Below are 12,650 nucleotides of genomic sequence, written 5' to 3'. Positions count from 1 at the left end.
CGAGGGAGTCGTCAGTCAACGAGGACGTACGTACGTCGTGCGCGTCAGGCGAAAGCCGGGTGAACGGCGTTAGAGGGCCTGCGCGTTCGTCGCGCGGCAACACACCCGGTCGAAGTCGTGGTGCTGACGGGAAGGCCAGAACGGCTCGAGGTCGTGGTCACGACCCGTCGCGATGTTCCCGTAGCTGCCCATGACCCCATTGAAGCAGATGGGCGGGGCGGCGGTCGTTCCCTCTCGCACGCTGATACGGGTCCTTGGCCAACCCTTGGCGTGAATTCGCCCCTCGGGGCCGCCATGCCGAAGGGGGCGCCCACCGGTTCGGCGGGCGCCCCCTTCAGGAACGTACGAACCCATCGGGTCAGACCTGGCCGGCCTTCTCCAGGGCGGTGCAGCAGGTGTCGACGAGCAGACGCGTCACGACGTACGGGTCGACGTTCGCGTTCGGGCGGCGGTCCTCGATGTAGCCCTTCTGCTCCACCTCGACCTGCCACGGGATGCGGACCGACGCGCCGCGGTCGGAGACGCCGTACTTGTACTCGTCCCACGGGGCCGTCTCGTGCAGGCCGGTCAGACGGTCGTCGATGCCCGCGCCGTAGTTCTTGACGTGGTCCATCGGCTTGGAGCCCTCACCGAGGGACTCGCAGGCGGTGATGATCGGGGCGTAGCCCTCGCGCATCGCCTTCGTCGAGAAGTTCGTGTGCGCGCCCGCGCCGTTCCAGTCGCCCTTCACCGGCTTCGGGTCGAGCGTCGCCGACACCTTGAAGTCCTCGGCGGTGCGGTAGAGCAGCCAACGGGCGATCCACAGCTGGTCGGAGACCTCCAGCGGCGCGAGCGGGCCGACCTGGAACTCCCACTGACCCGGCATGACCTCGGCGTTGATGCCGGAGATCCCGAGGCCCGCCTTGAGGCAGTTCTCCAGGTGCGCCTCGACGACGTCACGGCCGAAGATCTCGTCCGCGCCGACGCCGCAGTAGTAGCCGCCCTGCGCGGCCGGGAAGCCGCCGACGGGGAAGCCGAGCGGGCGGTCGCCCTCGAAGAAGGTGTACTCCTGCTCGATGCCGAAGATCGGCTCCTGCGAGCCGAAGCGCGCCTCGACCTCGGCGAGCGCGGCACGGGTGTTGGACTCGTGCGGCGTCATGTCCGTGTTGAGGACCTCGCAGAGCACGAGTACGTCGTCGCCGCCGCGGATCGGGTCGGGGCAGGTGAAGACCGGCTTGAGCACGCGGTCGGATGCGTGACCCTTGGCCTGGTTGGTGCTGGATCCGTCGAAGCCCCAGGTGGGGAGCTCCGCGCCGTCGGCCATGATCTTCGTCTTCGAACGGAGCTTGGCGGTCGGCTCGGTGCCGTCGATCCAGATGTACTCAGCCTTGAAGGTCACGGGGGCCATCCTTTTGAACGCTCGGTACGGCGCAGAACGTGCGGGTGCTGCGGTGCCGTGGTGATGCCGCGCAGCCTGCCAACGGGCGATTTCCCGGCCATTGCTCGAATGTGAACCCCGTGTTACCTGCGGTGGTTGTGGCTCACCTCACGCCTCGCCCCCCTCGTCCCCCTGGTCCGGGTTCACTTGATGACGGCGTTGGCGGCCGCGATGAGCAGCCCGATCGCCGCGTCCGCCATGCCGAGCAGCACGGCCGAACGCCGCCGGAAGCCCGCGCGGAGGGCGCCGACCGTGCCCCAGGTCAGGAGGAGGGCGGCGTTCAGGAGGAGCGCGGAGCAGGTGACGGGATCCTCCGGCCAGTCGAAGATCCCGGCGAGCACGAGCAGTGCCACAGTGGGCCAGCAGGCGACGATCACCGGCCACTCGTCCAGGAGCTCACGGACCAGTTGCCGCCACCGCTGCAGGCCCGTTCCCGGCCGGTGCGTGGACATGTGGTGCGCGTATCCGTGCGCGAGAGCCGCGGTGCCCGCGGTGACCATGATCCAGGCCGCGTCGTACCAGGGCGTGTAGGCCTGGTGCTCCGAGTGCAGCGCCGCGACCAGCGCGCTCGCGAGGATGGTTCCGTATACGCCCCCGGACTTCAGGCTCTGCACGGGCGCACTCCTCTCCGTTTCCCGGATGCGTCGTCCGGCCTGCGATGTATGGAGTGCTCAACGCTATGGGGGCATATGTAACGCTTCGCCGGACATGGGCCGTCGGTCCGCCGTCATCTGGGTCCGTCGTCCGTCATCCGCGTCCGCCGTCATCCGCGTCCGCCGTCATCCGTGCCGTCGTCGGTCGCCCGTCCGACCGGACATCCCGCCGTTCTCTGACATGTCCGGGCCGGTGCGGGTGAGACTCAAGGCCCGACCGACGGAGGGGGAGTCCGATGACGACCGAGGCGTTCTTCATCGCGTACGACAAGGTCCTCGCGAAGTGGCCCGAGGGGACGGAGCACCGCACGGTCTCCACCCCCTTCGGCGACACCTACGCCGCGGTGTGCGGACCGGTCGGCGCCCCGCCGCTCGTACTGCTGCCCGGCGGGGGCGCCACCGCGGGAAGCTGGTTCGCGAACGTCGCCAAGTGGGCGCGCAAGCGGCGCGTGTACGCCGTCGACCTGATCGGCGAGGCGGGGCGCAGCGCGCCGGACGCGAGCCGGCCGATCCGCACCGTGGCCGACCTGACCGGCTGGCTCGACGCGCTCCTCGACGGGCTCGGGGCCGAGGAGCCGGTCGATCTCTGCGGACACTCGTACGGTGCCTGGATCGCGCTCCATTACGCCCTGCACGCACCTCACCGCGTCCGGCGTCTGGTCCTCGTCGACCCGACCCAGTGCTTCGCCGGATTCCGGCCCAACTACCTGCTGCACGCGCTGCCGATGCTCCTGCGCCCCTCCGCGCGGCGTACGCGCGCGTTCCTCACCTGGGAGACCGGCGGCGTCCCGCTGGACCCGGACTGGCTGCGGCTCCAGGAGCACACGGCGGACTTCCCGACGGTGAAGCCGGTCACCGGGCCGCGTCCGGCGCCGGACGCGCTGCGCGCCCTGCGGCTTCCCGTGCTCGTCCTGCTCGCCGGGCGCGGTCGTGCGCACGACGCGGGCAAGGTGGCGGCGCGCGCCGCCGACCTGCTGCCCGCCGTGCGGACGGCCGTGCTGCGGGATGTCGGCCACCATGGGCTGCCGCACACCCGGACCGCCGAACTGAACGGCCGGGTGGCCGAGTTCCTCGGCTGAGGCCAGAGGGGAGGGGCCAGGCGCCAGGGACTGCGGGACTGCGGGGTGGCTAGCGGGACAGCGCGTCCCGTACCGCCTCCTCCGTGCGCCCCACCACCGCGGTGCCGTCGTCGGCGGTGATGATGGGCCGCTGGATGAGCTTGGGGTGCTCGGCGAGCGCCGTGATCCAGCGGTCGCGGCCCGAGGCGTCGCGCGGCCAGGCCTCACGGTCCTTCAGGTTCAGCTCCTTTGCGGCGTCCTCCTGGGTACGCGTGATGTCCCACGGCTCCAGGCCGAGCCGATCGAGGACCGCGCGGATCTCGTCCTCGGAGGGGACGTCGTCGAGGTAGCGGCGGACGGTGTAGTCGGCGCCCTCCGCGTCGAGCAGCGTGAGCGCGCTGCGGCACTTCGAGCAGGCGGGGTTGATCCAGATCTCCATGCCGCACACGCTACCCGCGACCCACCCGTCACAGCGCCCGAAAGCCCGTCTGGCCAGCGGCGATTGTCAGTGCCCGGCGGTAGAATTGAAGCAATGTTCGAGGGTTCCCGACGGGGGTTCCTGACCGCGACAGGAGGATGCCTGTGCCCGCTGCCGCACTCACATCGAAGTCCAAGCGCAAAGCTTCCCGGCCCGTGATCATCGACCCGACGTACGCACCACTGGAGAAGCATCCGCTCCCGGCCGGACGGCCGCGCGAGTGGTACATCACGCACAACCGGCGCCTGAAGGCCATGCGTCTGGCGATAGCACTCCTCGACTCGGGCGTCTATCTGGCGAACCAAGCGAGCAACACCCGTATCCGCAGCATGGCGGAGGACGTGGGAATCCACCCGCCGTCGGACATCACCTGCCACATGGTGCGCGCCCTGATGCGCTACAGCCGCTGAGCGGTCGGCACCGCGGTTGCCACGGTCGTCACGGCGGTCGTCACGGCGGCCGTCACGGCGCGTGCGGGCGGGGGCCGAGCGCCCCCGCCCGCACGCGTGGTTCATGCTGACCCCATGACTCAGCCGGAATCCGTCCCCGCCCAGCAGGAACCGGCAGCCGAGCTGCCGCTGCTCGTCACCGCTCAACTCCCGGACGGGGCACGGTTTCCCGTCCGGGGCCTGCGGGGCAGCGAGGCGTCACCGCGCCCCGCCCCGGCCGTCCTGATCCTCCCCGCCATGGGCACCCCCGCCCGCTACTACCGCGCGTTCGCCCGCCAGTTGCACGCGGAAGGGCTCACCGCCCTGACCGTGGACCTGCGGGGGCAGGGGGAGAGCACCCCGCGGGTGACCGACCCGGACGCCGCCGACCACGGCTACCGCACGATCGTCGAGCAGGACCTCGTCGCGGTCATCGAGGCGATACGCGGCGAACTGGGCCCGGAACCCGCGCTGTATCTCCTGGGCCACAGCATGGGCGGCCAACTGGGCCTCGTACACGCATCCTTGGGGATCGGCCCCGGCGTCGACGGAGTCGCCCTGGTCGCGTCGGGCTCCGTCTGGTTCCGCGCGTACGGACCCCTGCGCGGGCCCCTGCTGCTCATCGGCGAACTGCTCACCGCGGCCATCTCCACGCTGCTCGGCCGCTGGCCCGGCACCAGGCTCGGCTTCGGCGGCAACCAGCCCAAGGGCGTCATGCGCGACTGGGCACGGCAGGGACGCACGGGCCGCTACTCCTCCCCGGGCTCCCCGCACGACTACGAAGCGGCCCTGCGCACCCTCGACCTGCCCGTACTCGCCGTCTCCGTGGAGGGCGACACCTGGGCCCCCGCAGCCGCTCTCGACCACCTCGTCGGCAAGGTGCCCGGAGCCCGCGTCACCCGCCGGGAGTACTCCGCGCAGGAGGCGGGCGCCCGCCTCGACCACTTCGTGTGGACGCGGGCGGGAGGCGCGCTGGCCAAAGGGGTGGCGGCGTGGGCGGTGGCGGGCGGAAGCTGAGGTCCAGGGAACGTCGGCTTACCCAAGCTGAGGTCCCGGGAACGCCGGCGAACCCGAGCAGCCTGCGCTCCCGGGAAACCGGCGTACCCGACAAGCTGAAGTCCCGACGCGCCACGGCCCTGCTCACCCGTTCGCCGTACCCGGCATGCGTACGCGACCGCGGCGGCATTGGCTGCTGCTGAGGGGGGCGGCTGCCGAGGGGGAGGCCGCAGCCGGGAGCTGCCGACGGAGAAGGGGGGCCCGGGCGATGACCACTCCGCAAGAACGTGCCCGGCAGGGCAGGGCCGCCCGCAAGAACGCCTCCCGTTCCTCGCACGGGGCCTGGATCCCCTCCGCCGATCGCGCCGACCCGGTGACCGTGCTCGAACGGCAGGGCGCGGACCGCGTCCAGGAGCTGCTGCCGGTGCGGTACGCCCGCATGGCCGCATCGCCCTTCTCGTTCCTGCGGGGCGCCGTCGCCGTCATGGCGGGGGACCTCGCCGTCCAGTGGAACACCGGGCTCACGGTCCAACTCTGCGGCGACGCCAACCTGTTGAACTTCGGCCTGTTCGCCTCCCCGGACGGCACCCTGCTCTTCGACCTCGACGACTTCGACGAGACCTGCCCCGGCCCCTTCGAGTGGGACGTCAAACGCCTGGCCGCGAGCATCGCCGTGGCATCCCGCGCCAACGGCCACCCGGAGAGCGGGGCGCACGCGGCCTGCCGCGCGGCGGTGGCGGCGTACCGCACGTCGATGAGGCGCCTTGCCGGACTCGGCGAACTGGCGGTCTGGTACGAACGCACCGACCCCCGGGGCCTGTTGCCGCTCATCGACACCACCCGCCACCGCGACCGGGAGAAGAGCGCCCTCAACGGGGCCCGGCCCCGCACGAGCCTGCCGCCGCTCGGCAAGCTGACCCGGGAAACCGACGGCGTCCGCCGCATCGTCCACGAACCGCCGCTCCTCATACCGGCCGGGCCCCCGGACATCGCGGCCGTGCGCAAGATCTTCGGCGACTACCGCTCCACGCTCTCCGAGGAGCGCCGACTCCTCCTGGACCGCTACCGCTTCGTGGACGCGGCGCGGAAGGTGGTGGGGGTGGGCGGCGTCGGCACCCGCTGCTTCATCGTGCTCCTGGCCGGGCGCGACGCCGACGATCCGCTCTTCCTCCAGATCAAGGAAGCCGTCCGCTCGGTCTACGAAGAGCACCTGCCGGCCGGTCCGTACGTCCATCCCGGCCACCGTGTGGTCGCCGGGCAGCGCCTTCTCCAGGCGGCGGGCGACATCTTCCTCGGCTGGATGACGGGCCCCCGGGGCCGCGCCTTCTACTGGCGCAGGCTCCGGGACGTGCGCGGCCCCGCGGACGTCGAGGCCATGTCCGCCGCGGAGCTGCGCTCCTACGCCGGGCTCTGCGGCACGGCCCTGGCACGCGCCCACGCCCGCTCCGGCGACCGCATAGCCATCGCCGCCTACCTGGGCGGCTCCGACACGTTCGACCGGGCGGTCGCCGACTTCGCGCTGCGCTATGCCGCGCAGAACGCGCAGGACCACGCGGCACTCGTCGAGGCGATCGCCTCGGGACTCGTGAATGCCGCGGGTCCGGACGGTCCTGCGTCGTAAGGGGCCCTGATCTGGCCGGTCCGGCCGGACCGGTTCGGCTGGTCCGGCCGGTCTAGCCGGTCTAGCCGATCTAGCCGATCTGGTCGATCTGGCCGGTCTAGCCGATCTGGTCCGGTGTCACCGTCAGCCACCGCTTGTCCGCGGTCACCTTCTGGCCGAGCTCACGCTGCCGGTCGGCGTTCTTCTGCTTCATCCCGTCCAGCTGCTTCATGTACGCGTCCTTGCGGTTGACCCAGACCCGCGCACCGCCGTGCTCCACGTCGGCGGAGTGGAACAGCATCGGGCCGTCGCTCGCCGGGGTGTCGCCCGCGACCAGGACGGGCTTCTTCCACTCGTCGATGTACGTGTTGATGGCCGCGGGCTTGCCCTGGTACCAGGTGAGCGGGGCCCACAGGTTCGGCGTCAGCTCGCGCTTGGCCAGCTTCTTCTCGTCGAAGCGGCCCTCCGCGATCTCCTTGCGGGAGCTGGTGACCTCGCCGGTCTTGCGGTCCTTGAGCTGGAGGCCGACGCCGATGACGTTCTCGGGCTTCACGTCGTAGCCGTACTTGGGGTCTGCGAGGACCATCCGGACCAGGTCCTCGCTGGCCGCGCTGACGACGTACACCTCGATGCCGTGCCCCCGCAGGGACTTGTAGAGCTCCTGCATGCCGGTGAAGAACTCGGGCTTCTTCACCTCGGTCTTCGTCAGCTTCCCGTCCTCGTAGTACTCGGCGGGGATGGGCTTCTTGTAGGCGAGGAGCTCGTCGACGTACCCCTTGAGTTCCTTCAGCGTGAAACCGGAGAAGATCTGCGCGGCCCACGGATAGCAGACCTGGTCGTCGACCTCGCAAAGCCGGTTGTAGTAGCTGTAGAGGCTCTCCTTGTGCGTCGCCGTGTCCTTGAACGGAATGATCTTCAGCGACGGGTCCATCGACTTGCGGGTCAGTACCCCCTTCATCTCCAGGAAGGGCAGGAGGGACTCCTCCAGGTCGTTGCGGTACGTCGTGTTGTCCGCGTCGAAGACGGCGTACGCGCCCTTGCCGCCGTTCTCCGCGATGACCTTGCCCAGCTTCTTCGCGACCGGTGCGGGCCAGTGCTTCAGCTCGGCCGCGGCCCCGGCGCTCTTCGCGGCGGTCTTCGCGGAGGCGTCGGCGGCCGTCGCGTCCGTGCTCGGCCAGAGCGCCGTCCCCGCGATGACGGCCGCGGTGAGCGCGCCCGCCGTGCCGAGTACGGCAAGCTTGCCCTTTGCCATTGATGCCATGGTTCTGTGCCCCCTGAGAGCGGTCTGCGCCCCGTCCGGAGCGGCGGGTCATCGTATGGGGCCGAGCGGCGGATTCCCATGATCGACATCACCGGACGGAACGGGCATGGGACGCCTGCGCGCGGGTAGCAGCGTCAGACGCCCGCACGCCTTTCGGCCCTGCTCCGGAGCGACGCTCTCCGGCCCTGCTCGGCAGCGACGCGCATCGCATACTGGAAGGCATGGAGAGCGTCTCCCCGGAGTTCGTACGGGCCGCTCCGCGGCTCGACGGCATGGTGGTGTCCGCCGTCGGTTACCGCACGGCGGGCGAGCAGCCCGGTCTGCACCGCGGCCTGCCGTCCCCCTATCTCACGCTGATCTTCTCCCTCGACGGCCCCGTCGCCACCGGCCACAGCCCCCGGCAGGCGACCGGCCCCGACGCCATGCGCACGGACATCGTCGTGGGCGGCCTGCACCAGTCCCCGGCGTACGTCGTACGGCCCGAGCACGAGGCGGGCATCCAGCTCGCCGTGCACCCGCTCGCCGCCCGCGCCCTGTTCGGCGTACCCGCGGCGGAGCTGGCGGCCGACCTGGTCACGCCCGGCGCGGACGTGATGGGGCGCCGCGCCGCCGACGTACGGGAGCTGCTGTGCGAGCAGAGCGGCTGGGAGCAGCGGTTCACCTCCCTGTCCGCCTATTTGCGGCAGCGCGCGGCGGACGCGGACGCCGGGGGAGCCGTACGCCCGGAGGTCGCCGAGGCCTGGGCCTGGCTGGCCCGGCACCAGGGCGTCGGCACCCTGCGCGGCCTCTCCCGGCACGTCGCGCTCAGCGAACGCCGCCTGACCACGCTCTTCCGCGCCGAGACGGGCCTGAGCCCCAAGCAGGCGGGCCGCCTGATGCGCTTCCAGCGTGCACGCAACGCCGTCGTACGCTCCGTCGCGGCGGGCGCCGCCCCCGACCTGGCCGGTGTCGCCGCCGACTGCGGCTATTACGACCACTCCCACCTGGTACGGGACTTCCGGCAGTACACCGGCGCGAGCCCCAGCGGCTGGCTGGCCGAAGAGTGCCGGAATATCCAAGCCGGGAGCCATGGCGGGGGCGAAGAGTAGGAGCCATGAACACCACCGACATGAACACCAGCGACGTGAACACCACCGACATGAACACCAGCGACATGGACACCACCGAGAAGCAGGACCAGCAGCCCCGGTCCACCCCCGCCGGTCGCGCCCCCAGCGTCTGGCCGACCCTCCAGGCGCACGACGCCCCCGCCCTGATCGACTTCCTGGTCGGCACGGTCGGCTTTCTGCGCACCGCCGTCTACCAGGACGGCGACAGCGTGGCCCACGCCGAGCTCGACTGGCCCGAGGGCGGCGCGATCATGCTCGGCTCGTACGACGACGGGGCCGGGGACTGGTGCCTGAAGCCGGGCACCTTCGGCACGTACGTCGTCACCGACCATGTGGACGACCTCTACCGGCGGCTCAGCGACGCCGGGGTCGAGATCACCCGGGAGATCGAGGACAAGCCGTACGGCAGCCGGGAGTTCGCGATCGCCGACCCCGAGGGCAACAAGTGGTCCTTCGGCACCTACCGCGGCGCACCGAGGGCCGACCAGAGGTCCTGACCTCGCGTGATAGCTTGCGAGCGCCAGTCAACCCACACCAGGGCCAGGGAATCCGGTGCGAATCCGGAACTGACGCGCAGCGGTGAGGGGGAACGGGCGGGGCCACGGCCACTGGGCGTCCACGGACGCCCGGGAAGGCGCCCCGTCCGGCCGATCCCCGAGTCCGAAGACCTGCTGGCGCCTGCGCCGCGCACCGAGCGGCACAGGTGATGAAGCAGGCCAGGCTCCGCGTATGAGCCATGAGACTCAAGGGATCGTGTGTCCTCCACAGCCCGTCGTGTACGTATATCCGTCCCTGCTTTCCTCAGCGCGGCCTTGGCCCTCACTCTGACCGCCTGCGGCGGCTCGTCGGACTCCTCCGCCACTTCCGGCGGGGGCAAGAAGACCGACGGCTACCCGCTGACTCTGACCTCCTGCGGCAAGAAGGCGGAGATCAAGGCGCCGCCGCAGCGCGCGGTCTCCCTCGACCAGGGCTCCACCGAGATCCTGCTCTCGCTGGGCCTCGCGGACCGTATGGTTGGCACCGGTACCTGGACGGACCCGGTGCTCAAGGGCCTGGAGAAGGACAACGCCAAGGTCGAGCGGATCGCCGACAGCTACCCCTCCTTCGAGAAGGTCCTCGCCAAGGAGCCCGACTTCGTCACCGCGTCCTTCACGGCGACGGTCAGCAAGGGCGGCGTCGCCGACCGCGCCAAGTTCGCCGAACTCGGCGTACCCGCCTATGTCTCGCCGTCCGACTGCGCGGGCAAGGACAACAGCGGCGACGGCGACGGCAAGCGCGTCAAGACGCTGACCATGGACACGGTCTACGGCGAGGTGCGGGACCTGGCCGAGGCGTTCGGGGTCGAGAAGCGCGGCGAACGCCTGATCGCGGACCTCAAGGCGCGGGTGGCGAAGGCCGCGAAGACCATCAAGAAGGCTGACGCGTCCGACACCTCGGTCCTCTACTGGTTCGCCAACTCCGACGCCCCCTACATCGCGGGCTGCTGCGGAGCGCCCGGCATCATCACCCGCGAACTCGGCGTGAAGAACGTCTTCGACGACACCCGCGAGGAGTGGCCCCAGATCAACTGGGAGACCGTGGCGGACCGCGACCCCGACGTCCTGGTCATCGGCGACCTGACCCGCAAGTCGCAGACCGCCGAGAGCGCGAAGAAGAAGATCGAGTTCCTGGAGTCCAACCCGGCCACCAAGAACCTGACCGCCGTGAAGAAGAAGCGGTACGTCCTGCTGAGCGGCCAGGCCATGAACCCGACCATCCGCACGGTGGACGGCGTGGAGCAAGTCGCCGACGCCTTGCGCGAGTTCGGGCTCGCCAAGTGAGGGCAGCCGCCTTCGGCGGCATACGTTCCGCCCTGCTCTGGACGACGGGCCTCGCCGCCCTCGCCCTCTCCGTGGCGGTGGCCGTCACCATCGGCCCCGCCGACATCTCCGTACCGGACGTGTGGTCGGCGGTGGCCGCCCATCTCGGCTGGGGCGAGGCGACGCTGACGCCCATCCGGGACGGCATCGTCTGGAACCTCCGCATGCCGCGCACGCTCCTCGCGGCGGTCTGCGGCGCGGGCCTCGCGGTCTGCGGAACGGTCCTCCAGTCCCTCCTGCGCAACCCGCTCGCCGACCCCTTCGTGCTCGGCGTCTCCTCGGGGGCGTCCACGGGGGCGGTCGCGATCGTCGTCCTCGGGGTCGGTGGGGGAGTGGTGTCGGTCTCGGCGGGCGCGTTCGTCGGGGCCGTCGTGTCCTTCGCCCTCGTCCTGCTGCTCAGCCACACCCTCGGCGGTAGCGCCGACCGGGTGGTCCTCTCCGGGGTGGCGGCGATGCAGCTCTTCTCCGCGCTCACCTCGTTCGTGATCCTCACGGCGGGCGACGCGGAGACGACGCGGAGTGTCCTGTTCTGGCTGCTCGGCTCGTTGAGCGGGGTCGGCTGGACGGACGTCTGGCTGTGCGGGGCGGTGCTCGTCGTCGCGCTCACCGTCTGCCTCGCGCACGCCCGCACCCTGGACGCGTTCGTGTTCGGCCAGGACGCGGCGGCGACACTGGGCGTCCACGTCGCCCGCACCCGCCTCCTGCTGCTCTCCGTCACGGCCCTGCTCACGGCGGCCCTGGTCAGCAGCGCGGGCGCCATCGGCTTCGTCGGCCTCGTCCTGCCGCACGCGGCCCGCGCCCTGGTCGGCTCGGGGCACGGACGGCTGCTCCCGGTCACGGCGCTCGCGGGCGCGGTGTTCCTGGTGTGGGTGGACACGCTGGCCCGTACGGTCCTCGACCCGCAGGAGGTGCCGGTGGGCGTGGTGACGTCCCTGATCGGCGTCCCGGCGTTCGTCCTGGTCCTCTACCGCACCCGGAAGACGACATGACCCCACACACGGAAGCCGTATCCGGCCTGCGCGCCGACCGGGTGTCCAGAACAGCCGGCGGCCACCTCGTCATCGACGGGGTGACCCTGGCCCCGCCCCCCGGAGCCACGGTCGGCCTCCTCGGCCCGAACGGCTCGGGCAAGTCCACCCTCCTGCGCATCCTGGCGGGCGTCCTGGCCCCGGCGTCGGGAGTGGTCACCCTGGACGGCCTGCCCCTGCGGGAGGCGGGCCGCCGCACCGTGGCACGCAGGGTGGCGGTGGTCGACCAGCACGCCACCACGCAGGTCGAACTGTCGGTGGAGGACGTCGTACGCCTGGGCCGCATCCCGCACCGCAGGGCGTGGTCCCCCGCCACACCACGGGACGACGAGGCGGTCCGCGAGGCCCTGGCCCGTACGGGCCTCGCGGACCGGGCCGCCCAGTCCTGGCACACGCTTTCCGGCGGCGAACGCCAACGGGTCCAGATAGCACGGGCGTTGGCCCAGGACCCCCGCGAACTCCTCCTGGACGAACCGACCAACCACCTGGACATCCAGCACCAGCTCGACCTCCTGGCCCTGGTCGCGGACCTCCCCCTGACCAGCGTGATCGCCCTGCACGACCTCAACCTGGCCGCCATGTTCTGCGACCACGTACTGGTCCTGCGCGAAGGCGTGGCCCACGCGTCGGGCACACCGTCCGAGGTGATCACGCAGGAGCTGATCGCGGAGGTGTACGGGGTGCGGGCGGTGGTGACACCGGCGGCGGACGACGGCCCGGACGCGCGACCGTCGATCCGCTTCCTGCGACGGTGATCTCCAGG

General features: G+C 71.2%; 14 protein-coding genes and 1 riboswitch. Of the genes, 9 read left to right on the top strand and 5 right to left on the bottom strand.

What is annotated here, in order from left to right:
- Positions 1-69: 69 nt before the first annotated feature.
- The 3 genes from ABZ906_RS15620 to ABZ906_RS15610 all read right to left on the bottom strand — a co-directional run bounded on the left by ABZ906_RS15620 (position 70) and on the right by ABZ906_RS15610 (position 2,031).
- Positions 70-192 carry a hypothetical protein gene (locus ABZ906_RS15620; RefSeq protein ID WP_361199114.1) on the bottom strand — a complete coding sequence of 41 codons (123 nt, stop codon included), beginning with the start codon at positions 190-192 and terminating at the stop codon, positions 70-72.
- Between the two features lie 166 nt (positions 193-358).
- Positions 359-1,378: a glutamine synthetase gene (gene glnII / locus ABZ906_RS15615; protein WP_361382219.1), complete on the bottom strand. Its 1,020-nt coding sequence runs from the start codon at positions 1,376-1,378 to the stop codon at positions 359-361.
- 182 nt (positions 1,379-1,560) lie between these two features.
- The gene (locus tag ABZ906_RS15610) at positions 1,561-2,031 is read right to left on the bottom strand and encodes a hypothetical protein (RefSeq protein WP_361198869.1); all 471 of its coding nucleotides are present in this window, start codon (positions 2,029-2,031) and stop codon (positions 1,561-1,563) included.
- 275 nt (positions 2,032-2,306) lie between these two features.
- On the opposite strand from ABZ906_RS15610, the gene ABZ906_RS15605 reads away from it, so the two are divergent.
- The gene (locus tag ABZ906_RS15605) at positions 2,307-3,149 is read left to right on the top strand and encodes an alpha/beta fold hydrolase (RefSeq protein WP_361382216.1); all 843 of its coding nucleotides are present in this window, start codon (positions 2,307-2,309) and stop codon (positions 3,147-3,149) included.
- A gap of 49 nt (positions 3,150-3,198) precedes the next feature.
- Here ABZ906_RS15605 and ABZ906_RS15600 read toward each other — a convergent pair whose 3' ends face one another.
- Positions 3,199-3,567: an arsenate reductase family protein gene (locus ABZ906_RS15600; protein ID WP_361198875.1), complete on the bottom strand. Its 369-nt coding sequence runs from the start codon at positions 3,565-3,567 to the stop codon at positions 3,199-3,201.
- A gap of 143 nt (positions 3,568-3,710) precedes the next feature.
- On the opposite strand from ABZ906_RS15600, the gene ABZ906_RS15595 reads away from it, so the two are divergent.
- The 3 genes from ABZ906_RS15595 (at position 3,711) to ABZ906_RS15585 (ending at position 6,651) form a co-directional block, all read left to right on the top strand.
- Positions 3,711-4,016 (top strand): hypothetical protein, encoded by a 306-nt coding sequence (locus ABZ906_RS15595; RefSeq protein ID WP_361198877.1) that lies wholly within the window; start codon positions 3,711-3,713, stop codon positions 4,014-4,016.
- A 114-nt stretch (positions 4,017-4,130) separates the two neighbouring features.
- A complete protein-coding gene (locus tag ABZ906_RS15590) occupies positions 4,131-5,051 on the top strand; it encodes an alpha/beta fold hydrolase (RefSeq protein WP_361382213.1) in 921 nt (306 codons plus the stop codon).
- Between the two features lie 247 nt (positions 5,052-5,298).
- Entirely contained in the window at positions 5,299-6,651 is a 1,353-nt protein-coding gene (locus ABZ906_RS15585) for a DUF2252 domain-containing protein (protein WP_361382210.1), read from the top strand.
- A 97-nt stretch (positions 6,652-6,748) separates the two neighbouring features.
- Here the strand turns inward: ABZ906_RS15585 and ABZ906_RS15580 are convergent, their stop codons facing one another.
- Positions 6,749-7,891 carry an HAD family hydrolase gene (locus ABZ906_RS15580; protein ID WP_361382207.1) on the bottom strand — a complete coding sequence of 381 codons (1,143 nt, stop codon included), beginning with the start codon at positions 7,889-7,891 and terminating at the stop codon, positions 6,749-6,751.
- A 221-nt stretch (positions 7,892-8,112) separates the two neighbouring features.
- Here ABZ906_RS15580 and ABZ906_RS15575 point away from each other — a divergent pair, with 221 nt between their 5' ends.
- The 5 genes from ABZ906_RS15575 to ABZ906_RS15555 all read left to right on the top strand — a co-directional run bounded on the left by ABZ906_RS15575 (position 8,113) and on the right by ABZ906_RS15555 (position 12,642).
- Positions 8,113-8,979, top strand: a complete 867-nt coding sequence (locus ABZ906_RS15575; RefSeq protein WP_361198889.1) for a helix-turn-helix domain-containing protein — start codon at positions 8,113-8,115, stop codon at positions 8,977-8,979.
- Between the two features lie 65 nt (positions 8,980-9,044).
- Positions 9,045-9,497, top strand: a complete 453-nt coding sequence (locus ABZ906_RS15570; protein WP_361383190.1) for a VOC family protein — start codon at positions 9,045-9,047, stop codon at positions 9,495-9,497.
- Positions 9,498-9,504: 7 nt separating this feature from the next.
- Positions 9,505-9,691, top strand: a riboswitch (cobalamin riboswitch).
- 64 nt (positions 9,692-9,755) lie between these two features.
- On the top strand, positions 9,756-10,820 hold the full coding sequence (locus ABZ906_RS15565) for an ABC transporter substrate-binding protein (RefSeq protein ID WP_361382204.1): 1,065 nt from the start codon (positions 9,756-9,758) through the stop codon (positions 10,818-10,820).
- The gene (locus ABZ906_RS15560) at positions 10,817-11,848 is read left to right on the top strand and encodes an iron chelate uptake ABC transporter family permease subunit (RefSeq protein WP_361382201.1); all 1,032 of its coding nucleotides are present in this window, start codon (positions 10,817-10,819) and stop codon (positions 11,846-11,848) included. Before ABZ906_RS15565 ends, ABZ906_RS15560 begins: the two co-directional genes overlap by 4 nt.
- On the top strand, positions 11,845-12,642 hold the full coding sequence (locus ABZ906_RS15555; protein ID WP_361382198.1) for an ABC transporter ATP-binding protein: 798 nt from the start codon (positions 11,845-11,847) through the stop codon (positions 12,640-12,642). The genes ABZ906_RS15560 and ABZ906_RS15555 overlap by 4 nt, the downstream gene beginning before the upstream one ends.
- The last annotated feature ends 8 nt before the right edge of the window (positions 12,643-12,650 follow it).

It is taken from the genome of Streptomyces sp. NPDC046925, from assembly GCF_040644915.1.
In the GTDB taxonomy this organism is placed as follows: Bacteria; Actinomycetota; Actinomycetes; order Streptomycetales; family Streptomycetaceae; genus Streptomyces.
This window is presented reverse-complemented; position numbering and strand designations above follow the sequence as displayed.

Coding starts and splice junctions, on each gene's coding strand:
- ABZ906_RS15620 (WP_361199114.1), bottom strand. CDS start 192: ATGGGCAGCTACGGGAACATCGCGACGGGTCGTGACCACGACCTCGAG.
- ABZ906_RS15605 (WP_361382216.1), top strand. CDS start 2,307: ATGACGACCGAGGCGTTCTTCATCGCGTACGACAAGGTCCTCGCGAAG.
- ABZ906_RS15600 (WP_361198875.1), bottom strand. CDS start 3,567: ATGGAGATCTGGATCAACCCCGCCTGCTCGAAGTGCCGCAGCGCGCTC.
- ABZ906_RS15590 (WP_361382213.1), top strand. CDS start 4,131: ATGACTCAGCCGGAATCCGTCCCCGCCCAGCAGGAACCGGCAGCCGAG.
- ABZ906_RS15585 (WP_361382210.1), top strand. CDS start 5,299: ATGACCACTCCGCAAGAACGTGCCCGGCAGGGCAGGGCCGCCCGCAAG.
- ABZ906_RS15580 (WP_361382207.1), bottom strand. CDS start 7,891: ATGGCATCAATGGCAAAGGGCAAGCTTGCCGTACTCGGCACGGCGGGC.
- ABZ906_RS15575 (WP_361198889.1), top strand. CDS start 8,113: ATGGAGAGCGTCTCCCCGGAGTTCGTACGGGCCGCTCCGCGGCTCGAC.
- ABZ906_RS15570 (WP_361383190.1), top strand. CDS start 9,045: ATGGACACCACCGAGAAGCAGGACCAGCAGCCCCGGTCCACCCCCGCC.
- ABZ906_RS15555 (WP_361382198.1), top strand. CDS start 11,845: ATGACCCCACACACGGAAGCCGTATCCGGCCTGCGCGCCGACCGGGTG.